This window comes from Paenibacillus sp. 32352 (genome assembly GCF_002042965.1).
Classification (GTDB): Bacteria; Bacillota; Bacilli; order Paenibacillales; family NBRC-103111; genus Paenibacillus_S; species Paenibacillus_S vulneris.
Genome location: NZ_MZNT01000004.1, coordinates 134,138 through 158,794, shown reverse-complemented (window position 1 = coordinate 158,794; position 24,657 = coordinate 134,138). Strand labels below are relative to the sequence as shown.

The window sequence follows — 24,657 nt, the reverse complement described above, 5'->3', positions numbered from 1 at the left end:
ACGCATAGTGAATAAAAGCATTGGGGCTAGCAAGAAAGCCGGCAACGGCAGTCGGGCGCAGCATGGAGGAAAATCGGCAGCAAAGACTGGTACAGCAAGAGAAGCTGCGTTAGACGTGCTCGTGCGTACAGAGCAGGACCGATCGTACAGCAACCTGCTGCTTCATCAGACGCTGCAAAAATACGGATTGGACAGAGCCGATGCAGGCCTGGCAACGGAGATTGTCTACGGGACTCTTCAACGCTTGAATACGATCGACTATTTTCTGGAGCGTTTTGTTGCCAAAGGCATGGCCAAGCTGCAGCCATGGGTAAGAAGCTTGCTAAGAATGAGCTTTTACCAAATGATGTATCTGGATCGAATCCCTGACCATGCCGTAGTTAATGAAGCGGTCAATCTTGCGAAGAAGAAGGGGCACCAGGGCATTTCCGGCATGGTGAACGGCGTGCTGCGCAACGTGATCCGGCAGAAGGATACGCTCACGATCCCGGATAAGCTGCCGCCAGTAGAACGGATCTCGCTGAAGCATTCCCATCCTGAATGGATGGTCAAGCGGTGGATTCGTCAGCTGGGAGAGGAGCGTACGGAGCGAATTTGCGAGGTAAACAATATCCCTCCCCGGGTCAGCCTTCGAGCCAATACCGCCAAGCTGAGCCGTGACGAATTGGTCGAGCGGCTGCGTGAAGCGGGCTATGAGGCGGAGCCATCCGAATTAGCACCTGCGGGAGTTGTGGTGAAAGGCGGCGGGAATATGGCCCTAACGCCTTGGTTCGCGGAAGGGCTTTTCTCCATACAGGACGAGAGCTCGATGCTCGTAGCGGAAGCCGTAGATCCGAAACCCGGGGACAAGGTGCTTGATTGCTGTGCCGCGCCAGGCGGAAAGACGATGCACATAGCGGAGAAAATGGACGATCAGGGTGAAGTATGGGCGTGCGATATTCATGAGCACAAGGAAAAGCTGATCCGCGAGCAAGCGGAGCGGCTGGGGCTTCAATCGGTCCGAACCCTTACCTCCGATGCCCGTAAGCTTAAGGAACGATTTGCTCCTGGCAGCTTTGACCGGATTCTGCTTGATGCGCCATGCTCCGGTCTTGGAGTGATTCGCCGCAAGCCAGATATGAAGTGGGGGAAGCAGGAGCAAGAGCTCGGCCCCATCTGCGAAATCCAGCATGAGCTGTTATCGGAAGTACACTCGCTTCTAAAACCTGGCGGTGTGCTTGTTTACAGTACCTGTACTATTGAGCACAATGAAAATGAAGGCATGATGCGCCGGTTTTTGCAGGAGCATCCTGAATTTGAACTGACGGAAGGCGGCATGCGGCAAATTTATCCCGATGAGCATCAATCGGACGGTTTCTTCATTGCCGCCATGCGAAAACGAGCGTAGCATCGAGAACTATGGTAAAATCAAACGTATGCATTGATTAATTGACAAACAGGTTGTGATAAACTTTGGAATCGACAAATAAACAAGAGCAGCAGTTGAACAGCAAGCCTTACGTCTACGACTTGTCATTGGAAGAATGGCAGGAGTGGGTGAAGGCTAATGGCGAGGCTGCTTTTCGCGCAGGGCAAATCTTCGATTGGCTCTATGTGAAAAGAGTATCAAGCTTCGAGGAAATGACGAATTTGTCCAAAACGCTGCGAGACAAGCTTACCCAGCAGTTTGATTTCGTTACCCTGACGGAAGTAGCCAAATACCAGTCGAAGGACGGTACGGTCAAGTTTTTGTTCGAACTGACGGATAAAAACGCCATCGAGACCGTTATTATGAAGCATAGCTATGGCAACAGCGTGTGCGTAACCACTCAGGTCGGCTGCAGAGTTGGCTGTACCTTCTGTGCATCGACCTTAACGGGGCTCAAACGCAATCTGGCACCCGGAGAGATTATCGCCCAGGTGGTAAAAGCCCAGCAGCTGCTTGATGCCACTGGGGAGCGGGTAAGCAGCATCGTTATCATGGGGATCGGCGAGCCGTTTGAAAACTATGATGCGATGATGAAGTTTTTGCAGGTGATGATTCATCCCAAAGGGCTGAATATCGGGCAACGGCATATCACTGTATCCACAAGCGGGATCGTACCGAACATTTACCGCTTTGCCGACGAACAGACGCAAATCAATCTTGCGATATCGATTCATGCGCCGAACGATAAGCTCCGTTCCAAGCTGATGCCGGTCAACCGCAGATTTCCTTTCGCTGACCTTATTGAAGCCTGTAAATATTACGTTGCCAAAACCGGCCGGCGCATTACGTTCGAGTACGCGCTTATGGGCGGAGTTAACGATCGTCCGGAGCATGCGGAGGAGCTGGCTGAGGTACTTAAGCAGTTTCCTATGGCCCATGTCAATCTGATCCCTGTCAATTTCGTGTCGGAGCGGGATTATGTGCGGACGCCTAGGGACGATATCTTTACGTTCCAGCGTATACTAGAACGTAACAAAATTAACGCAACCATACGCCGGGAACAAGGAAGCGATATCGCTGCGGCATGCGGACAGCTGCGTGCCAAGCATATGGAGTCAGGTGCGAGGTGAGGAGAACCATGGTGAAAACGGCCAATCAAACGGATGTAGGGCGCGTCCGTATGGTCAATGAAGACCGTGCGATTGTTCAGGAAAATTTGAACGGTTTCGTTTTGGCTATCGTGGCCGACGGAATGGGCGGACATCAAGCGGGGGATGTCGCCAGTCAAATGGCTGTGGATATTATTCAGAGTGAATTGCAAAGCATTGCCCGCGATGCAACTATCGAGCAGCGGCGGGAGCTGGTTAAGCAAGCCGTGGAGCTTGCGAACCGGCAAATTTTTGATGTGGCCTCTGAGCGTGAAAACTACTACGGCATGGGTACGACTGTCGTTACTGTGTTGGCTGACACGCAGTCGGTCGTTATCGGACATATCGGAGACAGCAGAGCCTACCGAATCAGCGGCGGCGCGATCGAGCAGCTGACGGAAGACCACTCTTTAGTTAACGAGCTGGTAAAGAACGGACAAATTACCCGTGAAGAGGCTACTCATCATCCCCGCCGGAATGTTCTGACTAGAGCTCTTGGTACAGAATCAACAATTGAAGTGGATATTCAGGATTTCCAATGGCAAACCGGAGATGTACTGCTGATCTGCAGCGACGGATTAAGCTCTCTGGTTAGCAGTGAGCAGCTCTTAAGACTGGTCAATGGGGAAGAAGAAATTCTGGAGGATAAAGCTCAAAAGCTTATCAATGAGGCGTTGGAGGCAGGTGGCGACGACAACATTACCGTGGTGTTGGTCAGTAATGCCGCTGATTCGTTATCGGGAGAAGCGGAACATTTTGACGGTGAAACGGGGTGATGGTGAATGATAGGTAAGCAGCTGGGAGGCCGTTACGAAATTATCGAGCGTGTCGGCGGCGGCGGAATGGCTATAGTTTATAAAGGACTTGATATCTTATTACATCGGCACGTCGCCGTGAAAGTACTGCGCCAACAGTATGTACACGACGAGGAATTCATCCAGCGCTTCCGCAGGGAAGCACAGGCGGCGGCTTCGTTGTCTCACTCTAATGTGGTCAGCATCTACGATGTAGGTCAAGAGGAAGACATTCACTATATTGTGATGGAATACATCGAAGGCACAACATTGAATGAGCTGATTAAAGAAAAAGCGCCCCTGCAAGTGGAAGAAGCGGTCCATATCGCCAGCCAAATATGCGACGCTCTCGATCATGCCCATCACAATCAAATCATTCATCGCGATATTAAGCCTCATAATATTTTGATAGGCAAAAACGGCAGAGTCAAAGTAACTGATTTCGGTATTGCTCGCGCCGTGACCTCTTCCACGATTACTCAAACCGGTTCCGTTGTCGGTTCTGTCCATTATTTCTCTCCTGAGCACGCCAAGGGCACCTTTACGGGGGAGCAATCCGATTTGTATTCGCTCGGTATCGTGATGTATCAGATGCTGACCGGCCGTCTCCCCTTTCTGGGAGAAAGCCCTATAAGCGTAGCATTGAAGCATTTGCAGGAGGAAGTAGAAGATCCCCGCAAGGTCAATCCGCTTATTCCGCAAAGTGTGGAGAACATCATATTAAAGGCGATGCGCAAAAATCCGTCAGAACGTTATCGGTCCGCCAAACAAATGCTCGATGATCTGGATAGCTGCCTTTTGCCTCATCGGCGAAACGAAGCCAAGATTAATTTCCAGGATGAGGACGAGCTGGATGAGGAAAAAACCCGGATTATTCCCGCTATTCGTCCAGGTCAATACTTGGCCGAAACGGATGATGACGAGGAAGAGCAAGTTAAGCCGGCAGAACCGGCAGCGAACAGCGTCAAGAAGAAAAAAGCCTGGGTAAAACCGTTGATTTGGATCGTTGTTCTTTTGCTTGTGCTAGGCGCTATGTGGTATGCGGTTGGAGCCGTTAAGACCAAATTCACCGTTCAGGATGTGGACGTGCCTTACGTTGTGAATTTACCGGTAGCGGAAGCGCAGGCTAAAATAGCTGCCGCCCAATTGGAGGCTGTGGTAGTGCAAGAAAACTCGAAGGAAGTTGCCAAGGATATCGTGATACGGCAAAATCCTCAGAACCAAAAGCTGAAGGTGCACAGCAAGTTAACGATCACGGTGAGCAAAGGAATCGAGAAACAGAAGATGCCGAATGTCGTTGGGGCCAAGCTGTCGGACGCCAAAACGGCTATTATGGCACTAGGCATTAGTGATGACAGGATCAAGACAGAGCAAGCGTATATCGATAGGGAACCGGGCACGGTTATTAAACAAACCCCTGGCCAGGATGAAGAGATCGATCCGGTTACAGGGACTGTGAGCCTGGTTATAAGCAAAGGCCGAGAGAGCATCTCCATGCCTGATCTGGTCGGTTTGACGGAAGCGGAAGCCAAATCGAAGCTTGCCGTTAACAATCTGAAGCTGGCGGCGGATGGGATTACCTATGAAACCAGCTATAAGCAGCCGAAAGGGAAAGTCATTACGCAGTTCCCTTATAAGTATAAAGATGAGGTTCCGCCTGGCACTGATATTAAGCTAATTATCAGTTCGGGCTATCCGGAGGAAGCAGGGCCTATGACGGTAACGGTGCCGATCAAGCCTGCGAAGGAGGGCAAAGCATCGACCATCAAAATATTGTTGAGCGATGCAGCGTACGATAACTTCGACTACAAGACGTTGACGAATGTGACGAAGGCAACCACGGCCGATGTCAATCTCGTCTTGGCTCCGGACAAAGATGCAACGATAAAGATCAAACAGGATAACGAAATATCGGAAATAATTACGGTGACTTATCAAGATTATCTTGCTTGGAAGAGCGGCAAACCGTTTAACCCGATTCCATCCGGGGGGCAAGGAAGCACTCCGCCAAGTAATTCGCCTGCACCGACGCCTACGCCAAGTCCGGGGACAACCCCGACACCTTCGCCGACGCCTTCTGCCAAGACTAATGGAGCCGGCGGGGCAGGTAATGGTGGCGCGGCACAGGGAGCAAGCACCACCGGCAATGGCGGCACAGGCACAGCTACCCCTGCTGGTGCGCAGCCTAGTAATCCAAACAACACAGGAGGCAAAAATTAATGCCAGCCGGATTAATCGTAAAAGCGCTCAGCGGATACTATTACGTACTATCGGAAGAAGACGAGCTAATGACCTCTATTCAATGCAGGGCCCGCGGCATATTTAAAAAACGCGGGGTCTCCCCTTTGGTCGGAGATAGAGTGATTTATGAGCTGACGGAAAACGGCGAAGGGACGGTTACCGAAATTTTGCCGCGTACCTCGGAGCTGGTACGGCCTCCTGTCGCCAATGTCGAACTCGTTGTACTCGTATTCGCTGTAACGGAGCCTGCACTGAATTTGCAGCTGCTGGACAAATTTCTTGTACACACGGAGAGTGCCGGTTTGGAGACGATCATATGCTTGACGAAGCATGACCTGGTAGCGGACGACAAAGACCCTGAGACAGCGTCTCAAGCCCTTGGAGAAGGGGCTCAGGGCATTACGGAGATCGTCAGGTTATATGAATCGATCGGCTATCTGACGGTCGTTACAAGTGCTAAGCGTGGTATCGGAATAGAGCCGGTTTTGGAGCAGCTGGCAGGGCGGATCAGCGTGTTTGCCGGGCAATCGGGCGTAGGGAAATCGTCGCTGCTCAATGCGATGGTTCCCGGCCTTCAATTGGAGACCAATCAGATTAGCATGAAGCTGGGCAGGGGGAAGCATACGACTCGGCATGTGGAGCTGATCCGTTTAACGAACGGCGGCTTAGTTGCAGATACCCCCGGCTTTAGCCAGCTTGATTTTTTGCAAATCGAAGAAGCGGAGCAGCTGAGCTCCTGCTTTAGAGAATTCAGGGAGTATGCAGCCGGGTGTAAATTCCGCGGCTGTCTCCATCTTCACGAGCCAGACTGCAAAGTGTTGGAGGCAAAGGAGAAAGGGGACATTTCCGAGTCCCGCTACGAGCATTACCTGCAATTTTTAACGGATATTAAAGAGAGAAAAAGGAGGTACTGATTCCCATGCTGAACATTGCGCCATCTATTTTATCTGCTGATTTTTCCAAATTGGGCGAAGAAATCGCCGATGTGGAAAAAGGGGGGGCAGATTGGATTCATGTAGATGTAATGGACGGTCATTTCGTGCCCAATATTACGATCGGACCTCTTGTAGTAGAGTCGATTCGACCACGGACGAAACTTCCGTTGGACGTACATTTGATGATAGAAAATCCGGATGCCTATATTCCGGCGTTCGCCAAGGCGGGGGCAGATCTGATTTCCGTGCATGTGGAAGCGTGCCGCCACCTGCACCGCACCTTGCATTTTATTAAGGAGCAGCAGGTGAAAGCGGGAGTTGTCCTAAACCCTGCCACACCGCTGTCCTCCATCGAGCATGTCATGGATGAACATTTGGATTTGGTACTCATTATGACAGTCAATCCCGGCTTCGGGGGACAGCAGTTCATTCCCGCAATGCTCCCGAAAATCGCCAAGCTTCGTGAAATGCTGAATGCAAGAGGGTTAGGACATGTGGACATTGAAGTGGACGGGGGCATTAATGCAGAAACCGCACGTCAGGTGGTAGACGCGGGAGCAAATGTTCTGGTAGCAGGCAGTGCCGTATTTAACCGCAGCGACCGTGCGGAGGCGATTCGCCAGATTCGAAGCGGGGTGTAAAAGCGGGTGAGATTCTTAACGGTATTAGGTTACAGCATTCTTTGCGCGCTGCTGCTTTGCTTATTTTCTCAGATCAACGATTTGTTAAAATATATTTTCTCGCTTGGAGCGTTAATCACCGGTGTGCAATTTTTTAAAAGGCACGAGGAGCGTGGAATGAGAATCGCCTTCGTTGTGTCCACGATCGTTTTCTATTTTCTCTTTGCTGTCATCTATGCGTTATATGTAGCCGTCAAGACAGGCCAGGTACCCGCAGCGCCTTAATGGGTAGAATACATAAATCGGATGTCCCGGTAGCAGTCATATTCCGGAGAATCATCGCATAACATGGTTACAAAAGTTTAGGCTTTTGTAGCCTTTTTTTGTTCTTGCGGATCGGAATGGGATAGGCACGTTTTGCAAAGCTGCGGAATAGAATGAAGTATAATGACTTGGCTTTGTTCCGTTGACTGACTTGTACCGAAGCAGTTGTGAACACCGCTTGATTTCAAGCAGAAGCTTTGCTAGTGAAAACCGGAGGAGGGGTAGAAATGAAGTTTTACACAATCAAGCTACCGAAACTTATAGGCGGATTTGTTAAAGCTGTACTAAATACATTCAGTAAAAATTAAACCGCGGCATGAGCGTTACTAAAGCAGCCAAGAGGAATGGAATGGTGCTTGCGCCAGCGGCAATCAAACTAAAAAAAGCACCTGCGGCCAGGTGCTTTTTGTCTATCTGATGGTAAGAACTAGACACGAGTAACTTTTCCGGATTTCAAAGCTTTCGTGCTTACATAAACGCGCTTCGGTTTACCGTCCACCAGAATGCGAACTTTCTGAACGTTAACACCCCAAGTGCGCTTTGATTTGTTATTAGCGTGGGACACGTGGTTACCAGTACCTGGTCCTTTGCCAGTAATGAAACATTTGCGGGACATTGAAATACACCTCCTTAACAGCCTCGATGACGAACTACTTGTCTTCAAAAGCATTCTCCGTAAGAAAAACCTGTTAAAAAACACACTCAAATATCATATCACAATGGAATAAAAGCCGTCAACGCCGCGACGATGTTTTTAAGGGAGATTGTTCAAATTTTATTTATTTCTTTCGTTTGATATAGTAAAATGAGTTGTAGTCCATTCTAATCTATATCAAAGGAGCTGTAAAAATGGCTATCGAACTGGCTGCTGAATATGGCAAAGTATATATTACCGAAGAAGTTATTGCTGTACTTGCGGGTTCAGCTGCCCTGGATTGTTATGGACTTGTAGGAATGGCTTCCCGCAATCAATTGAAAGACGGTATTGCGGAGCTGCTTCGCCGCGATAATTTAAGCAGAGGTGTCGAGGTTCGCAAAGACGCTGAGGGAGCGCTATCCATTGATCTATATATTGTCGTAAGCTACGGTACTAAAATATCGGTTGTGGCCCACAATGTGCAGACAAAGGTAAAGTACGTATTAAATGAAATTGTGGGGCTTCAAGTGGAGTCGGTGAACATTTATGTTCAGGGCGTTCGCGTGGCTCAGTAATGCCAAGAGGGCTGCGGTACTGTACGAAGCAGACCGCCGTTCGACTTCGCAGGGAGGGGAATGTTTTTTTGAGTAAGCGCTTAAATGTAATGGACGGGAACGACTTTATCCGTATGGTCGAGAGTGGTGCCCGGCAGCTAAGAGAAAATGAGAGCAACGTCAACGCACTCAATGTTTTTCCTGTTCCGGATGGAGACACGGGAACCAATATGAACTTAACTTTAACCTCAGGTGTGGAGGAGCTTCGCAGACGTCCTTCGAAGCATGTAGGCAAAGCGGCGGACGCATTAGCTAAGGGCCTCTTGATGGGAGCCAGGGGAAATTCCGGCGTCATTTTATCCCAATTGTTCAGAGGTTTCTCCAAGGCTGTGTCCGATATGGAGACTATCGATGCCGAACGCTTCGCGGCCGCATTGCAAAACGGCGTGGATATGGCTTATAAAGCCGTAGTGAAGCCTGTAGAGGGAACGATCCTCACGGTCTCGAAGGAAGCTGCCAGACAAGGTATAGCTTCCGCTAAGCGCACCACGGACTTATCGGCTCTGATGAAAGAGGTTTGGAAAAAAGGGAACGAGGCGCTATCCCGTACACCGGACATGCTGCCTGTACTAAAACAGGTAGGCGTCGTGGATGCCGGCGGGCAAGGGCTGATGTTTATATACGAGGGTTTTGTACAAGCGCTTGAGCAGTTGGCTGGAGGAGTGACGATTCCAGAAATCCCGGTTCAACCCGCTCAGGCCATAACAGAGGTTACAAAAAGCTTGACTTCTTCGGAAGCTTCAGCCATGCATCCGGTCCAAGCTCAGCTGGCGACCGAGGATATCGAGTTCGGATATTGCACGGAATTTATCGTGACATTGGACAGCCGTAAGCTTGCAGAGAATGCTTTTAACGAAGCCAGGTTCCGGGAGCGGCTCTCCGCGTTCGGCGATTCCCTGCTTGTAGTAGCGGATGATAACTTGGTCAAGGTACACATCCATGCCGAATATCCGGGCCATGTGATGAATTACGCCATGCAGTACGGGGATTTAAGCCGAATCAAGATTGAAAATATGCGTGATCAGCACTCCCACATCATCCATACAGAAGCGGACTCCAACATTGCTCAGGCGGCGCCCGAGCCGAAAAGCGACAGCAGCAGGAAACTTAAACGCTATGGATTTGTTGCTGTATCCGCTGGACAGGGGATTTCCGATATTTTTACCAGCCTCGGCGTAGATCGGGTCCTCATGGGCGGGCAAACCATGAATCCAAGTACCGAGGATATTGTTAAAGCGGTGCAAGAGGTCAACGCTCAGACCGTCTTCGTTCTTCCGAACAATTCCAACATTATCTTGGCTGCACAGCAAGCCGTGGAGCTCGTTGAAGGGATCCAGACTGTGGTCATTCCGACGAAGACCATTCCTCAGGGGATTGCCGCTGTTATTGCGTATCAGGACAGCATGGCTCCCGAGGAAAATACGGATCTGATGCAGCAGGCGATCCAGCAGGTTCAATCCGGGCTGGTCACTTATGCGGTTCGGGATACGCAGATAGACGAAATGAATATTAAGCAAGGCGATTATATCGGTATCCGGAACAACCATATTGTCGTGTCTGATTCGGATTTGCTCAGCTCCTGCCAAAAGCTGCTGGATAGTCTGCTGCAGAATGGAGCAGAAATTGTAACGGTTTATACCGGGGAAGAGGCCGACGAAGAGCAGACGGAGCATCTGGTGAAATATTTGGAAGAGCATTACAGCGATGTGGAGGTTGAAGTTCATTACGGCGGTCAGCCGCTGTACTATTATATTATTTCCACAGAGTAAGCAACTACGATTATTGAGTATTTGAGGTGAACTGATTGAGCCAGGTTCGAGTTGTCACGGACAGCACGGCCGATATTCCGGCGGATTTACGCAAAGCGTTGAACATAGAAATGGTTCCGTTAAAGGTTCATTTTGGTACGGAAACCTACAGAGATTCAGTGGATATAGGCTCCGAGGCTTTTTTCGAAAAGCTGGCTGCCTATTCATCGCTGCCTACGACCTCACAGCCATCCCCAGTGGAGTTTGTAGAGACCTACAAGCGTGTGGCGGCCGAATCGGGCGGCCCGATTATTTCTATTCATCTTTCCTCTCATATGAGCGGTACGTATCAGTCGGCGCTGCTGGCAAAATCCATGCTGGAGGATGAGGTCGATGTCACCATTGTCGATTCCCTGACGGCTTCTTATGGAATCGGGATGCTGGCTGTGATCGCGGCCGAGGCGGCTAGAGACGGGAAGAGCAAGGAAGAAATCGTGAGCATGATCGCTCGGATCCGCAAGGAGCAGAACATTTACTTTTTAGTAGATACGCTCGAGTATTTGCAGAAAGGCGGGCGGATCGGAAGAGCCGCTGCCTTGTTTGGGTCCCTCTTGAACATTAAGCCGATCTTATCCATATCGGATGAAGGTGAAGTCTACTCGGTAGATAAAGTGAGGGGACAAAAAAAGGCGATGGCGCGGATTATGGAGCTGATCAAATCGGATTATGGCGATAAATCTCTTCATGTCACGATCGCTCACGCCAATAATATTCCTTATGCTGAGGAGATGAGCGCGTTGATCAAAGAGCAATTTAGGATTGAAAGCCTGAACTATACGGTTATCGGGCCAGTCATCGGAACGCATGCCGGTCCCGGAGCCATAGCTGCGTTCGTCAGACCGGCATAGCATGTCAATAGATTTGTACAAAGTTCCGGTTAAAGAGGTGTACGGGGTCAAGGGCAAGAAGCCGGAGGAGCTGCTTGTCCTTGGCATTTCTTCTGTTGGCGAGCTGCTTGATTATTATCCTTTTCGATACGAAGACTATACGCTGCGCGATCTGACTGAGGCTAAGGACGGTGATAAAATCACGGTTCAAGGAACCATAGTCGGGGTTCCGCAGGTACAGATGTATGGACGAATCAAATCTCGTCTAACCTGCAAGCTTATGGTAGACAAGCTGTTTGTCACTGCCGTATGGTTCAATCGTCATTATTTGAAGGATCAGCTGCAAACAGGAGCGGACATTGTTTTGACCGGAAAATGGGATCCAAAAAGGCTGCATTTGACCGTATCGGAGTCCGAATTTCCGGGAAAAGGGACATCGAAGATCGGTACGCTGCAGCCTGTTTATTCCGTTACAGGCTCCATAACGCAAAAATGGATGAGGCAGACGATGAAGCAGGCTTTGACGCAGTACGGAGGGTTAATCCCGGAGGTGCTGCCTAAGGAGCTGCTGGATAAGTATGGTTTAATGCCGCGTAAGCAGGCGGTGGCGCTGCTTCATTTGCCCGAATCGATGGAGAACGGGCAGAAGGCTCGCAAACGGATGGTTTACGAGGAGCTGTTTTTATTTCAGCTGAAAATGCAGGCATACCGAGCGATCAATCACGACAGGGCAGACGGTGTGGCCCACCCTGTAGATTTGCCCGCAGTCCGCGCATTTGTACGGGCTCTGCCGTTTACCCTGACCGAGTCGCAAAAAAACGTGCTGGCAGAAATTTTACACGATCTTCAACAGCCTTACTGTATGAACCGCCTGCTTCAAGGTGATGTTGGTGCCGGCAAAACAGTTGTTGCCGCAGCCGCTTTATTTGCTGTGGTGAAAGCAGGATATCAGGGAGCTTTAATGGTTCCGACGGAAATATTAGCGGAACAGCATAAGCGTTCCCTGGAACGCTTGTTCGAGCCTTACGGCATCCAGGTCGCTTTGCTGACAGGCAGCCTGACGGCCCGGCAGCGCAGGGAAGTTCTTGGAGCTCTTCAGCTCGGTATGGTCGATGTTGTTGTCGGTACCCATGCTTTGATCCAGGACGATGTCTTTTTCCGCAAGCTTGGCCTGGTCGTTACCGATGAACAGCACCGGTTCGGTGTTAACCAGAGAAGCGTGCTCCGGCGCAAAGGAATGAATCCGGATGTGCTTACGATGACCGCGACACCTATTCCAAGGACTCTGGCAATAACGGCGTTTGGTGATATGGATGTATCGACTTTGCGTGAGCTGCCCAAAGGCAGAAAGCCGATCAAGACGTATGCGGTAACTCACGATATGCTGGATCGGGTGCTTGGGTTTATCCGGCGAGAGGTCGCTGCGGGCCGGCAGGCTTACGTAATCTGTCCGTTAATCGAGGAATCGGAGAAGCTGGATGTACAGAACGCGATTGACGTCCATGCGCAAATCCAGTTTGCTTTCCCGGATTTACGAGTCGGGCTGCTGCACGGAAGAATGTCTCCCGCCGAAAAAGACGAAGTCATGCGCGAGTTCAGCGAAAATCGGGTTCAAGTGCTGGTTTCTACGACGGTGATCGAGGTTGGGGTAGACGTCCCGAATTCGACCCTGATGGTGGTCTATGACGCCCATCGCTTCGGATTGTCCCAGCTGCACCAGCTACGCGGACGGGTGGGAAGGGGCGAGCATCAGTCCTATTGCGTTCTTATAGCCGACCCGAAGAATGAAGTAGGGAAGCAGCGAATGAAAGCGATGACCGATACGAACGACGGATTCGAAATCGCACGAAGGGATCTTGAGCTGAGAGGCCCCGGGGACTTCTTCGGAACGAAGCAGAGCGGTCTGCCTGATTTTCGAATCGCCGATATGGTGACAGATTTCGAAACGATGGAGCAAGCCCGGGACGATGCTGCCGAGATCGTGCGCAAGCCCGACTTTTGGACGGCAGCCGGTTATTCTATGCTTCATGAATTTTTGCGCAGGGAGCATATTTTCGATAGTGACTTATTGGACTAACACCTAATCTTGCTTACATAACCATATTATTAGACACATGTCCGAGCCTTCCGTCATAGACTTACAAAGAGGTTGGCACACAAGACTACCATATCCTTATGATGGGAGGAGTTCGCGACATGAGCTATCAAAAATATGGCTTCGATCCCGTTTTTGTTGAACGTGTCAAATTAAAAATGAAAAATCCCGATACGAAAGAGCGTATCAAAATGATTTTGCAGGGTGTGACGAAGACGGACTTGCAGGACAGGACGAAGGTAAGAAGATTTGTCGACATGCTGGGAAAGGTGTTAAACGAGAGATTGACAGATATGCAGAAGGAGCATATGGTCAATTTTGTCATTTCCCAGAAAATAGATCCTAACAATACATTTCATTTACTCAAGCTGTGGGGAATGTTCCGATAAACCTCGGTCAATCGCAGCGTAAATAGCTTAATGAACAGACCGTTGGGTCTGTTTTTTTTGTTATGAATGACTTAAGCTCCCAGAAAAGGAAGCAAGGTTGCCATTCGAATCTATGAAAGCTATAATTTTCATAGAGAACCAAATAGGGGGAGGAGTATCATTGCCATCAAATGAACCGAAAGAGAAACCGATGACACGCAGAAAATTGCTTGCTTCCATGGGAGCTGCCGGAGCTCTACTTGCCGCGGGCGCCGGATTGCCTTTTGAAGCTCGTGCAGCCTCGTCAACCGTACCTCTGACTGAGAACAAATCATGGCTTAATGTGAAGGACTTCGGAGCGCTGGGCAACGGATATGATGATGATGCACCGTACATACAATCCGCTATTGACTCAGCCTCTGCCAAAGGGGGAACGGTCTTTCTGCCAGCAGGCAAGTATTACATAAGCCGCGGACTGCTTCTCAGGAACAAGGTTAACCTGATAGGGGCAGGAGCAGGGACCACGACTATTAAGGCCGGGAACGCCGATATGTTCATGGTTTACAGCGGCTCATCCATCAACAACTATTCCATCGAAGGAATCACATTTGAGGGTATTGGTCCAAGCGGAGCGACAGGCGAAATTGTTGAACGCGGAATTTATATGGTCGAGGCTGCTAATGTCAGCATCGATAATTGTGTGTTCAATGGCGTAGCGAACGGGATACGGGCTGCTCGTTCCCAACATGTCAGCATCACGAACTGCACATTTATAAAAATATTTGGAACAGAGGCATCGAATGAGGGGTACGGAATTGTCATCGAAGGCGGTGCGAACCATACCATTCAGGGCAACCATTTCAAAAACATAAACAAATACTGCATACATCTGACTGCAGGCAGCACGTATTCACATGTTACAGGCAATATCATGGAATTTACAGGAGATACCGCCATTATGGTATCTTCCAGAGTCAGCGCTTGCTCCTATCATTTGATAGAGGCCAATATGGTAGCTCCTTATGCGCTGATTGACCAAAAAAACAGCTCAACCTACGGAATTCGGCTAAAGGATGCTTGCAGCTACAATACCATTGTGAATAACGTCATTTCTCAAGCGGCCTCCGCAGGCATTCAACTGGATGCTCCTGAGAATGCAGGTGACGATAAACCATTTGGAAACACGATAACGGGCAATTCGGTGTACGGCTCTGTAAGAGGTATCTCCATCCTGAATAGTGATGGCAACTCGGTAAAAAACAATGAGGTTCGCCGTACGGAAACCGGAATTGTAGTGGATGTCGTTGGAGAAGGCGCAAGCTTATCGGCTAAACGGAATATCGTTATGAACAACTCCATCTCGCAAAGCTCGACTACTGCAGTACTGGTCGGTTCTGCACGTTGTGACTCGAACACGGTGTTCGGCAATGCGGGTTATGACAATGCCGAGGCATTCAAAGATAGCGGCACGAATACGATGACCGCAGGCTTCTAACACTAGACGCTCTCCACGGAGGGCGTTTTTTCAATGTGATGGAACTTTGTAGGGATGTCTCATCCAGCATGATCGACACAATTCCGTTCATTTCAATGTGATTCCAATCACAAGGCGAGCCTGTGCTCTCTACTATACTTAATTACAAGAACACAACGAAATGAAGAGAGGGCGATCTTAATGCTGAGTGAACAAACGATACAAACAATTAAATCCACGGTTCCCGTTCTGGAAGTACACGGAACAGCCATAACGAAGCGTTTTTACGAACTGTTGTTCACAGGCCACCCCGAGCTGTTGAACCTGTTTAACCATGCCAATCAGAAGAAAGGCCGTCAACAGGCGGCTCTGGCTAACGCGGTTTATGCCGCTGCGGCCCATATTGATCAACTGGGAACGATCCTGCCGGTAGTCAAACAAATAGCGCACAAGCATCGAAGCCTTGGTGTGAAGGCAGAGCATTATCCGATTGTCGGGGAAACGCTGCTTCGGGCAATCAAGGAGGTCCTGGGAGATGCGGCAACGGATGAGATCATCGCCGCTTGGGCCGATGCCTACGGGGTTATAGCTAATGTGTTTATCCAAACCGAGAACGAAATGTACCTTCAAGCCGAAGAGCGTGTTGGGGGCTGGAAGGGATTTAGGCGGTTTATTGTGGAACGGAAGGTGAAGGAGAGCGATACGATTACTTCGTTGTATCTGGTACCGGAAGATCAACAAGGAATTGCCGATTTCGAACCGGGCCAATATATCAGCGTGAAGCTTATGATTCCGGGTCAATCCTATACTCATATTCGTCAATACAGCTTGTCGGATATGCCGGGACAACCGCATTATCGAATTTCCGTTAAAAGGGAAGAGGCTGCGGAAGGAAAGCCGGAGGGCATTGTATCGAATTACTTGCACCGGGAAGTCACTGTTGGAGATGTTCTGGAGGTATCGGCACCGGCCGGAGACTTTATTTTGAGAAAAGAGGAAAAGCCGGCTGTATTGATTAGCGGCGGTGTGGGTCTGACTCCACTGGTTAGCATGCTGAAAACGCTGGCCGCCAAAGAGCCTGAGCGTTCCGTTACTTTCATCCATGCCGCGCGCAGCGGCCGGTTCCACGCTTTGAAAGAAGAAGTTGCCGATATAGCTAAGAGCCATCCGAATATCCGTTCCTATGTCTGCTATTCTTCTCCTACCGATTTGGACCGGAAGGAAGGGGCTTTTGATAAAGCGGGGTATCTTGATTTGGAGTGGCTGCAGCAGCGGGTATCCGGTCCGAACGCCAGCTTTTATTTTTGCGGGCCAATTCCCTTCATGAAAGCTGTATATCGAGCGCTGAAGGATTGGGGCGTTGATGACGCGGACATTCACTTTGAGTTTTTTGGCCCGGCGGGCAGCTTGGCAGAACAGACAAACGAAGCGGGAGAGGCCGTCGTAAGGGGATAGGACAGCCATCGGGTTAGCCTTGCTTAGCCCGAAACAAGCGATTGACCGTTTCCCGCCGAAGTCCGAGTAATTGCGCTATTTCTTCTTGCGTTAATATATCCTTTATGGACATAGGGGAGATGTACTCAGCAAACCATTGTTCCAGCTTCTCCAGCTTTTCCGCAGGAGTGACCAGCGTAAGATGGTCAATTCGCTGCTGCATCATTCTCAGCTTGCTTTGTAATTGCAGGGCGATCTCACGGCACTTTGCAGGATGCACATCCAGCTCCGTGTACCATTCATCGGGAGATATGAATTCTACCTCACTGGTAATCAGGGCGATGGCCGTACCATGGTATTCTTTAGGGCTGATTAAGGAATGATGAGGAATCGTCTCGCCGGGAGTCACGATATTGACGAGGAAGGGACTGCCGTCCTCATGAACGCGCATGATTTTAAACAAACCGCTGCGTATATGAAATAAGGGTCCGCTTTCCCCTTGTCTGAACAAGATTTCGCCTTTATGTAATAGCATCCGAATTCACCTCCAAAATATATTATCACGGGAAAGAGTGGTCGTCCATTTTGCGGCCTCCATTCCTTGAGCGCTTTGACTCCGCGGGAGAAAGAGCGCTCTTTTTTTGCTTCCAAGAAAAATGGTTTGTAAAAATGTTACAATCAGTGCTATGATGAATAGAACGCACGTTCTTTAAAAGGGTCCAAACAAAAATGAGGCTCTGTAACCTTTTTTTGAGCAGCTGCGTAATACATTTATGTTCTTCTACATAAAGATCCAAAGTCGGAAAGGGGCAATTAACGGTGGCACGTTTGGAATATCGGTTATATGAAGAAGGCGGAGATTTTCCGCTACTATATTATTACGATCATATAGAGCGCGATGAGACGGCCTTGAGGTTTGCATGCGATTATTTGGTAAAAGAAGGAACTGTGTATGAAAAAACGTCATGCGCGATCGAGGACTCATGCTATGTTATTTATGTCAAGCCTTCGGAGGATGAGCAGGTAAAATCCTGGGCGAAGCCGCAATCCCCGGCGCCAGGCTTCAGCATGGAGCTTAGGGAATTCAAGGAATTGGCAACCGACTACAGGCTGGTGCATACGTATTATTTTGAGGACAGTCTGGATGTGATGCTGTATCTGACCGCTAATTATTTGTACGTCGACGGACAGGAGTGGTATCGGACGTCTGTCGAGATTGATGAAGACCGGTCAACCTTCGTGTACTATGCAGTCAAATCGGACGAAGAAGCATAAAACCTATCATATGTGCTTAAGAAAACTCCGGTCTGATCCCTTGGAGGACATCTCTCGGCAGACTTGCGAACTTGTTATTTCATGTCGACTTTAGAATCGCGCCTGGAATAACATTTTAGGAGGAGTTCAATTGGAACATAGAAAATCAAATAAGCTGGTAGCATTATTCGTTACCGCTGCTCTCATAGCTGCATCCGGTTGTTCCAATACAACCGCGAATTCTAACTGCGTAGATCAAAATGGTGATGGTTATTGTGATAACGGAAGCGGCAGCAGCGGCGGAAGCTCACGCGGATACATTGGCGGGAGTTCCAGTAAGTCAGGTACATCAGGGGGAAACTCGGGCATATCGGAGGGTTCCTCCTCACATGGCGGCATTGGGAGCAGCAGCAGCTCCAGCTCTAGCTAAGGCAGGGGGACACGTAATGAATAAAGACAGAGACATAACCGGACTGCCTTATCCTGAGCGGCGGGAAGCATTGTATGAGCCGTTAAGGAAGGAAGGCATTTTTACTTGGGACTGTATGTACGAGGAGGAATATGCACTAGCCGGGCTCTATACGTTGGACCGCGATGTCCTTCATGAGATGAGGATAGCGGCAGAAGCCTTGGGGCGTGTCTTTGCCAAAACGGTTAACATAGTGAGTCAGGCGGATGAAGGGCTTCTGACCGGGCTCGGCATTCCGACAGCGGCTTTCGATGCGGTCCGATTGCAGCACATTGATTCGATGCCATCGCCAACCGTTATCGGCAGGTTCGATTTCGCCGTCAACAACGGGCAGATTAAAATGCTTGAATTCAATAGCGATACGCCTACCGGGATCGTAGAAGCCTTCCATGTCAACGGAGCTGTTTGCCAGGCATACGGAGCTGAGGATCCGAACGCCGGCTGCTCGGGCATGCTGTATGAGGCTTTTCAAGCAGCAATAAAAGCCTACGGCTCAGCGCAATATCCGCTGGATCACATCTTCTTCAGTGCCCTCGACTGGCATGAGGAGGATGCTGGCACAACCAAGTATTTACTGGCACAGTCGGGACTCCCCGCTTCTTTTGTTCCGCTTTCCCAGCTGCGTGTGATGGACGAACGCATGTGGGTATCCGATGACTCCGATCACATGACACCCGTCGATGTGTTATATCGGCTCCATGCGCTGGAGAAGCTGGCGGAAGATAAAGATGTAGACGGATACCCGACCGGTGAGCATGTTCTTAGGCTGATAGCGGAGAAGAAGCTGGCCGTCATCAATCCTCCGTCAGGCTTTACAGCTCAGACCAAAGCGCTTCAAGCGCTTATTTGGAATTTGCACGAGTCGGGCCAATTTTATACGGACGAGGAGCATGAGATCATCGCCGCCCATATGCTGCCGACTTATTTGGAAAACCGGTTCTCAGACACTTCCATTTCCTATGTCATCAAGCCGATATACGGAAGAGAGGGAAGCGGTGTCAGGATTGTAGATGCCGCAGGGAGCGTGCTCGATGAAAACGGGGAAGACGAATACTTGGATCAGCCGATGGTGTATCAGCAATACATAGAACTTCCGCCTGTACGGGTGGAGACGTTGAAGGGGACGACGAACGGCCGTTTGTTATGGGGCTGCTTTCTTATTGCGGGCAAGCCTTCCGCGGTCATCGCCAGAGTAGGCGGGCATATTACAAACAATATTTCATATTATTTGCCGGCAGGGTTGAATAAAGGGGGAGCTAAAGCATGACACAATGGGATTCCATACTTAATTTTCTGATTTATTTGGGAGTAACGGTGCCTTTATTGGGAATAGGCATTCTGCTTTTTACAATTACGACGCCGTACAGCGAATTCAAGCTCATTCGTGAAGGCGGAGATTTATCTGACCCTTCCAAAGCGGCTGCGGCCAAGGCTGCCGCATACGATCTTGGCGGCAAAATCATCGGCCAAACTCTGGTATTGGCATCTGCCGTCTATCATTCTCTCGGCTTGGTTGACTTGATCGTATGGGGATTCATCGGAATCGCGTTTCAAGTGATAGTGTTTTATATCTTCGAGCTCCTGACGCCGTTTAAAGTCGTAGCAGAAATTCCTAAAGGCAACGCTTCGGTCGGGCTTTTCTCATTCTGTCTCAGCGTGGCTACAGGCTTGCTGCTGGCGTCTTTGATAAGTTATTAATTCATGGAATGTATTCGATAGGAGGCGGGGCTGTTTGACTGAGTGGGAACATGCTTATACTGAGCATCGGCAGCTGCTCCTGTCGATTGCCTACCGGATGCTGGGTTCCTACACGGACGCGGAAGATATCGTACAGGATGCATTTGTAGCTCTACAGCGGGTCCGTGAGGAGGACATTCTCAGCGTTAAGGCTTATTTGATTAAGACAGTGACTCATAGGTGTCTGAATCTCCTGAAGTCATCCAGGAAGCAGCGCGAGGTCTACACAGGACCTTGGCTGCCAGAGCCGGATATCGAACTAGAAGCGAATAATCCCGAGGAGCAGATCATAAGGAAAGAGAAGGTCTCTTACGCGCTTCTCGTTATGCTCCAGCAGCTCTCGCCGGTGGAACGGGCGATTTTTCTGCTGAGGGAAGTACTGGATTACGATTATGCGCAAATCGCCGAGATGATGGACAAATCCGAGACAAACTGCAGAAAAATTGTGAGCCGCGCAAAGCATAAAGTGAATCAGGACCAGCTCAATACGGCCTCCACCGCTGAGCAGAACAGCGAGCCGTTCGTTCATGCATTCCTTAACGGGGTGAAAACCGGAGACTTCGCGGGTTTAATCCAACTGCTTACAGAACAGGCTGCACTCATAAGCGACGGCGGAGGAAAAGTTCGGGCAGCCCTATATCCCATCTTGGGCAAGGATCGTATCCAGGCATTTCTGGAAGGAATTCAAGGCAAAGGCTCCTTCGAAGGGGAACTGCTCGAGGTTCGAATCAATGGAGATTACGGGGTATTGATCGTGAAGGAAGGGAAGCCGAGCATGGCTATATGTTTTGGTGCGGCTACCGAATCCCACCGTTTACAAGACATCTATTTTATACTAAACCCCGATAAATTAGGACGATTCCGTAATCAATAAAGACCCGCTTTGGCGGGTCTTTATTGATTATCCTATACCATGAGCCGCTGCAGCTCCATCCTCTTGATCCTGTGAGTCCGCCATATCCTGCCATGAATCGGGCAGCAGGCGAAGCGGAGGAAGCTCAACAGTTCTCATCCATCGATATAAAGCGGGTTTATCGAATAATTCCGTGTCCAGCCATGTATCGGCTTGCTCCTCATTCATAATAAAAGGGACCGTCTCCATACTTCCGGTTTCGTTATTTTGTATTCTTTTAATCAGGATGGAGCAAGTTCGAAGCTCTTCTCCGAAGGAGCCCGACCACACGTCGTACACCCCGGCCATTGCGAATGTTTGGCCATCATTGGTCATATAACGTTGGACCTGTTCCTTTTTGCGTCCTAACGAGGTGACACGGTCGAAGCTGCTTGCCGGAATAATGCATCTCTGACGCTTGAGCAAATGATCGAAGGCTCTTTTATCATAGATCGCTTCGCTGTCGACAAGCACGGAGTCTTGTGCCCAGAAAGGCATCAGGCCCCAACGAAATTCATCGAGTATTCGTTCGTTTCCTTTGGCTGTAATGGCGGTAATCGGCTGTTGAGGCCGCAAGCTGCGATCATTGGCATAGTAAAACATCGTTTTGGATAAGCGGTAGCGATCGTTTAGTTCGGTCAAATCGGCAGTCAGGTTGAATCGGTCGCACATGGTGGGAACTCCTTCTCGTTTTCTTTCCAGTATCTGCATTATTCTCCGGAATCATGCGGATTAGAAAGTGAGGGACCGGAATTGGAAAAAGTTTCAGCGGATTTTCATCTTTTTTTAAGGTTAGGTTCATTTTTCATTAACCTTATTCTTATAGAATCAATAGTGTTGATCCCACATTCAACATATATCACGTTTAATCCCTGTTGTCGGCTGCCATCGACGAAACAGGGATTTTTTTTGTTTGACCAAAAAAAAAATCGAGCCCCGTCTCACGACGAGGCTCATTCATGGGAGAGGAGAAACCGGACGAAGAGCTTATGGGGAACGTAAGTCTTCTCCGCGGTTGTCTACGACATTTTCGGATGTCGATGATATAAGGATAGACAGATTTCAAAAAATCTATACGTTATTCAGAAAATTTTGTGCAAAAGTTTACGTTTGTGGTACGATAGCATTACTATCCAGTAGAAGGTGGAAGCAAATGAGAGTCATATCAGGGAATGCCAAGGGAAGGCCGCTTAAGGCTGTACCTGGCATGGGCACAAGGCCTACCACCGACAAGGTGAAGGAGGCCATTTTCAGCATGATCGGCCCGTATTTTGACGGAGGGCACGTGCTGGATCTGTTCGCAGGAACAGGCGGGCTAAGCATCGAAGCGCTGAGCAGGGGGATGGACCGGGCAGTTTTGACCGATATTGACAAAAAAAGCATCGACACCATACGGCAAAATCTGCAGGCCGCCGGATTTGCCGATCAAGCGGAGGTATACCGCAATGATGCCCTTCGCGCATTGAAAGCACTGATGAAGCGGGAAGCAAAGTTTGATCTTGTATTCCTGGATCCCCCATATCGGTTAAAGGTAGTACAAGAATTGATCGAGCAGCTGGATCAGGGACATATGCTCAATCCGCTGGCTACTATTGTAGTGGAACATGACGCCGAGGATGTGTACCAGGATCCCATCGGCCGTTTGCAGTGGGTAAGAAGAGCGGAATATGGGGATACAGCGGTTACGATTTATAAAAATACATCGCAAGATGAGTCATGAGTGTTGCGTGCACATGTTGGAGGAGTTGACTGTAAAGATGAGTATGGATCGTTTTGAAATGAAAATCGCTGTCTATCCCGGCAGCTTTGACCCTGTGACCAACGGGCATTTGGATATTATACACCGCTCCGCTAAAGTGTTTGACAAGCTGATTGTAGCTGTGCTGAACAATTCAAGCAAAAATCCGCTGTTTACGATCGAAGAGCGCACCGAATTGCTTAAACAGGTGACGAAGGATTTGCCCAATGTGGAAATCGATAATTTTCGCGATTTGCTCATTAATTATATGAAACAAAAAAACGCGCATCTCATTGTGCGCGGTCTTCGTGCGGTGTCGGATTTTGAATATGAGCTGCAAATGGCTTCAACGAATCGAAAGCTTGACGAGAGCTTTGAAACCTTTTTCATGACGTCAACGCCTCAATATTCTTATTTAAGCTCCAGTATTGTAAAAGAAATCGCGCGCTTCCACGGACCTGTTACCGATCTGGTTCCCGAGGTGGTGGAAAAGGCTTTACGTACCAAATATCCGAAAGGCTAGCCTTTGGAATCCCGGCGGCTGTGATGGAATACAAAGGCTGTGACTATGGAGAGCACGAGCATAAGCAGCAGAATCATACCGAACCATAGCATCGATTTGCTAAATAGAGGCCACATCGTTACATAATTCCATTTCATTGTATCTATCCTTGGGTCCGAGAAAGTTAGCCAGGCGGGTGCCGGTGAACCTAACAAGTTATTCAATGGTTTCCATAAGGCGCTGGTGGCTATAAACGAGATGGCGGCATGAAGAAGCCTGGATTTCAGAAAGGCGGAATACCGAATATCGGTTCCTAACGTAAAGCTTTTGACTTGAGCGTGGGTCGATAAGCCGCCCCAGGCGAACAAGGCGCTAAGCAGCGCGTACTGCCATGAATCGGTGATTGCTTGGCTTTGCCCGAGGGAATAGGCGCCCAAATGCGCTTCAAACAATCCAGGCAGGAGAGACGACAGCATCGCACCGGCTTGCTCGGGTGTCACGATCCCAGTGGCGGAAATGGCGAGCCCGGCTATGGTAAGGACTTGGCTTAGTGATACGGCATGTACAATGACCGAGAACATCATCATGAGTCCGCCTATTGCCATTGTTTGCTGTACGGCATGGGTCACAGAATCACCGAGCAGCTTGCCGAAGGTTCTGCCATCACTGGCTTGCGCGGTTCGCCATGCGGAGGCGCTGCGACGGAACAGCCCGCTGTCTCCTGTTGCCGTTTGCAAGGCAGAGCGTTGGTCTTCCGCTTCCAGCTTCGTATGCTGCTTGGCTAGTGTAATTCGCTGCCATAAGGCAAGCAGCAGGGCTGAACCGTAATGAAGGATCGCAAGGGCCAAGCCGCTTTGAGCATTATGCAAAAAGCCCACTCCAACGACCGATATAAGGAACACAGGGCTTGCTACGTGGCTTAACGTAAGTAGCCGCTCGGCTTCGTCCCTGCTAAGCAGCTTATCTTTTCTCATGCTGCCTACGGCTACGGCGCCTGAGGGGGTACCGGCAGTAATACCGATGGCGATAGCCCAGCCTGCAATACCCGGCAACCGGAATAATAGACGCAGAAGGGGCTCGAGCAAGGCTCCGATTGCGTGCAAAACCCCCATGCCTCTGGCAATCTCGATTACGATGAAAAATGGCAGCAGAGCAGGGAAGACAAGCTCCCACCAGATCCTCAGCCCTTGAAGCGATGATTTGAAGGCTTGATCGGGAAATAAAATAATGCTGACAACCAAGAGCAGCGCCAAACAGCCCAGAATCAAGGTGGTCAGGCGCGGAGATGTTAAAGTTTTTTCACTTGCCATAAGTACCAACTCCGGATTTGTAGGATGG

General features: G+C 49.6%; 26 protein-coding genes. 22 read left to right on the top strand and 4 right to left on the bottom strand.

The genetic code is table 11. From position 1 onward, the window contains the following. Window positions 1-7: 7 nt before the first annotated feature. The 8 genes from rsmB (at window position 8) to spoVM (ending at window position 7,778) form a co-directional block, all read left to right on the top strand. Entirely contained in the window at window positions 8-1,387 is a 1,380-nt protein-coding gene (gene rsmB, locus B1728_RS11355) for a 16S rRNA (cytosine(967)-C(5))-methyltransferase RsmB (RefSeq protein ID WP_256865331.1), read from the top strand. A gap of 65 nt (window positions 1,388-1,452) precedes the next feature. Continuing rightward, window positions 1,453-2,538 (top strand): dual-specificity RNA methyltransferase RlmN, encoded by a 1,086-nt coding sequence (gene rlmN / locus B1728_RS11350; RefSeq protein ID WP_079910331.1) that lies wholly within the window; start codon window positions 1,453-1,455, stop codon window positions 2,536-2,538. A gap of 8 nt (window positions 2,539-2,546) precedes the next feature. After that, window positions 2,547-3,332 (top strand): Stp1/IreP family PP2C-type Ser/Thr phosphatase, encoded by a 786-nt coding sequence (locus tag B1728_RS11345; protein WP_079910330.1) that lies wholly within the window; start codon window positions 2,547-2,549, stop codon window positions 3,330-3,332. Between the two features lie 6 nt (window positions 3,333-3,338). Then, on the top strand, window positions 3,339-5,570 hold the full coding sequence (gene pknB / locus B1728_RS11340; RefSeq protein ID WP_079910329.1) for a Stk1 family PASTA domain-containing Ser/Thr kinase: 2,232 nt from the start codon (window positions 3,339-3,341) through the stop codon (window positions 5,568-5,570). Beyond that, the gene (rsgA, locus tag B1728_RS11335; protein WP_079910328.1) at window positions 5,570-6,505 is read left to right on the top strand and encodes a ribosome small subunit-dependent GTPase A; all 936 of its coding nucleotides are present in this window, start codon (window positions 5,570-5,572) and stop codon (window positions 6,503-6,505) included. The genes pknB and rsgA overlap by 1 nt, the downstream gene beginning before the upstream one ends. Window positions 6,506-6,510: 5 nt before the next feature. Next, window positions 6,511-7,167, top strand: coding sequence for a ribulose-phosphate 3-epimerase (gene rpe, locus B1728_RS11330; RefSeq protein WP_079910327.1), 657 nt, complete (start codon window positions 6,511-6,513; stop codon window positions 7,165-7,167). A 6-nt stretch (window positions 7,168-7,173) separates the two neighbouring features. After that, window positions 7,174-7,431: a hypothetical protein gene (locus tag B1728_RS11325; protein ID WP_079910326.1), complete on the top strand. Its 258-nt coding sequence runs from the start codon at window positions 7,174-7,176 to the stop codon at window positions 7,429-7,431. Window positions 7,432-7,697: 266 nt separating this feature from the next. Then, window positions 7,698-7,778: a stage V sporulation protein SpoVM gene (gene spoVM, locus B1728_RS37205; RefSeq protein WP_079910325.1), complete on the top strand. Its 81-nt coding sequence runs from the start codon at window positions 7,698-7,700 to the stop codon at window positions 7,776-7,778. Window positions 7,779-7,897: 119 nt separating this feature from the next. Here spoVM and rpmB read toward each other — a convergent pair whose 3' ends face one another. Then, a complete protein-coding gene (gene rpmB / locus B1728_RS11315; RefSeq protein ID WP_028550362.1) occupies window positions 7,898-8,086 on the bottom strand; it encodes a 50S ribosomal protein L28 in 189 nt (62 codons plus the stop codon). 233 nt (window positions 8,087-8,319) lie between these two features. On the opposite strand from rpmB, the gene B1728_RS11310 reads away from it, so the two are divergent. The 7 genes from B1728_RS11310 to hmpA all read left to right on the top strand — a co-directional run bounded on the left by B1728_RS11310 (window position 8,320) and on the right by hmpA (window position 16,748). Further along, a complete protein-coding gene (locus B1728_RS11310; protein ID WP_079910324.1) occupies window positions 8,320-8,682 on the top strand; it encodes an Asp23/Gls24 family envelope stress response protein in 363 nt (120 codons plus the stop codon). 89 nt (window positions 8,683-8,771) lie between these two features. Further along, window positions 8,772-10,490, top strand: coding sequence for a DAK2 domain-containing protein (locus tag B1728_RS11305; RefSeq protein ID WP_079910323.1), 1,719 nt, complete (start codon window positions 8,772-8,774; stop codon window positions 10,488-10,490). A gap of 35 nt (window positions 10,491-10,525) precedes the next feature. Beyond that, a complete protein-coding gene (locus B1728_RS11300; protein WP_079910322.1) occupies window positions 10,526-11,377 on the top strand; it encodes a DegV family protein in 852 nt (283 codons plus the stop codon). Window position 11,378: 1 nt separating this feature from the next. Further along, window positions 11,379-13,433, top strand: coding sequence for an ATP-dependent DNA helicase RecG (recG, locus tag B1728_RS11295; RefSeq protein ID WP_079910321.1), 2,055 nt, complete (start codon window positions 11,379-11,381; stop codon window positions 13,431-13,433). 119 nt (window positions 13,434-13,552) lie between these two features. Then, entirely contained in the window at window positions 13,553-13,840 is a 288-nt protein-coding gene (locus B1728_RS11290) for a stage VI sporulation protein F (RefSeq protein WP_079910320.1), read from the top strand. Between the two features lie 160 nt (window positions 13,841-14,000). Beyond that, window positions 14,001-15,314 carry a right-handed parallel beta-helix repeat-containing protein gene (locus B1728_RS11285; protein ID WP_179135977.1) on the top strand — a complete coding sequence of 438 codons (1,314 nt, stop codon included), beginning with the start codon at window positions 14,001-14,003 and terminating at the stop codon, window positions 15,312-15,314. Between the two features lie 180 nt (window positions 15,315-15,494). Further along, entirely contained in the window at window positions 15,495-16,748 is a 1,254-nt protein-coding gene (gene hmpA / locus B1728_RS11280) for an NO-inducible flavohemoprotein (RefSeq protein WP_079910318.1), read from the top strand. 13 nt (window positions 16,749-16,761) lie between these two features. Here the strand turns inward: hmpA and B1728_RS11275 are convergent, their stop codons facing one another. Further along, window positions 16,762-17,262, bottom strand: a complete 501-nt coding sequence (locus B1728_RS11275; protein ID WP_079910317.1) for a Crp/Fnr family transcriptional regulator — start codon at window positions 17,260-17,262, stop codon at window positions 16,762-16,764. Between the two features lie 284 nt (window positions 17,263-17,546). On the opposite strand from B1728_RS11275, the gene B1728_RS11270 reads away from it, so the two are divergent. The 5 genes from B1728_RS11270 (at window position 17,547) to B1728_RS11250 (ending at window position 21,061) form a co-directional block, all read left to right on the top strand. Next, complete coding sequence (locus B1728_RS11270; RefSeq protein ID WP_079910316.1) at window positions 17,547-18,002, top strand: hypothetical protein; 456 nt, start codon at window positions 17,547-17,549, stop codon at window positions 18,000-18,002. 130 nt (window positions 18,003-18,132) lie between these two features. Next, a complete protein-coding gene (locus tag B1728_RS11265; protein ID WP_079910315.1) occupies window positions 18,133-18,411 on the top strand; it encodes a hypothetical protein in 279 nt (92 codons plus the stop codon). A 16-nt stretch (window positions 18,412-18,427) separates the two neighbouring features. Then, window positions 18,428-19,717, top strand: a complete 1,290-nt coding sequence (locus tag B1728_RS11260; protein ID WP_079910314.1) for a glutathionylspermidine synthase family protein — start codon at window positions 18,428-18,430, stop codon at window positions 19,715-19,717. After that, window positions 19,714-20,148, top strand: a complete 435-nt coding sequence (locus B1728_RS11255) for a DUF350 domain-containing protein (protein WP_079910313.1) — start codon at window positions 19,714-19,716, stop codon at window positions 20,146-20,148. The genes B1728_RS11260 and B1728_RS11255 overlap by 4 nt, the downstream gene beginning before the upstream one ends. 34 nt (window positions 20,149-20,182) lie before the next feature. Beyond that, entirely contained in the window at window positions 20,183-21,061 is an 879-nt protein-coding gene (locus B1728_RS11250; protein ID WP_079910312.1) for an RNA polymerase sigma-70 factor, read from the top strand. 27 nt (window positions 21,062-21,088) lie between these two features. Here B1728_RS11250 and B1728_RS11245 read toward each other — a convergent pair whose 3' ends face one another. After that, entirely contained in the window at window positions 21,089-21,751 is a 663-nt protein-coding gene (locus B1728_RS11245) for an SOS response-associated peptidase family protein (RefSeq protein ID WP_179135976.1), read from the bottom strand. Between the two features lie 481 nt (window positions 21,752-22,232). Between B1728_RS11245 and rsmD the strand changes: the two genes are divergently transcribed. After that, window positions 22,233-22,799 (top strand): 16S rRNA (guanine(966)-N(2))-methyltransferase RsmD, encoded by a 567-nt coding sequence (gene rsmD / locus B1728_RS11240; RefSeq protein ID WP_079910310.1) that lies wholly within the window; start codon window positions 22,233-22,235, stop codon window positions 22,797-22,799. A 37-nt stretch (window positions 22,800-22,836) separates the two neighbouring features. Next, window positions 22,837-23,340, top strand: a complete 504-nt coding sequence (gene coaD, locus B1728_RS11235; RefSeq protein ID WP_079910309.1) for a pantetheine-phosphate adenylyltransferase — start codon at window positions 22,837-22,839, stop codon at window positions 23,338-23,340. On the opposite strand, the gene B1728_RS11230 is transcribed toward coaD, so the two are convergent. Then, entirely contained in the window at window positions 23,337-24,629 is a 1,293-nt protein-coding gene (locus B1728_RS11230) for a nucleoside recognition domain-containing protein (RefSeq protein ID WP_079910308.1), read from the bottom strand. The two genes, coaD and B1728_RS11230, sit on opposite strands and share 4 nt — an antisense overlap. Between the last annotated feature and the right edge of the window lie 28 nt (window positions 24,630-24,657).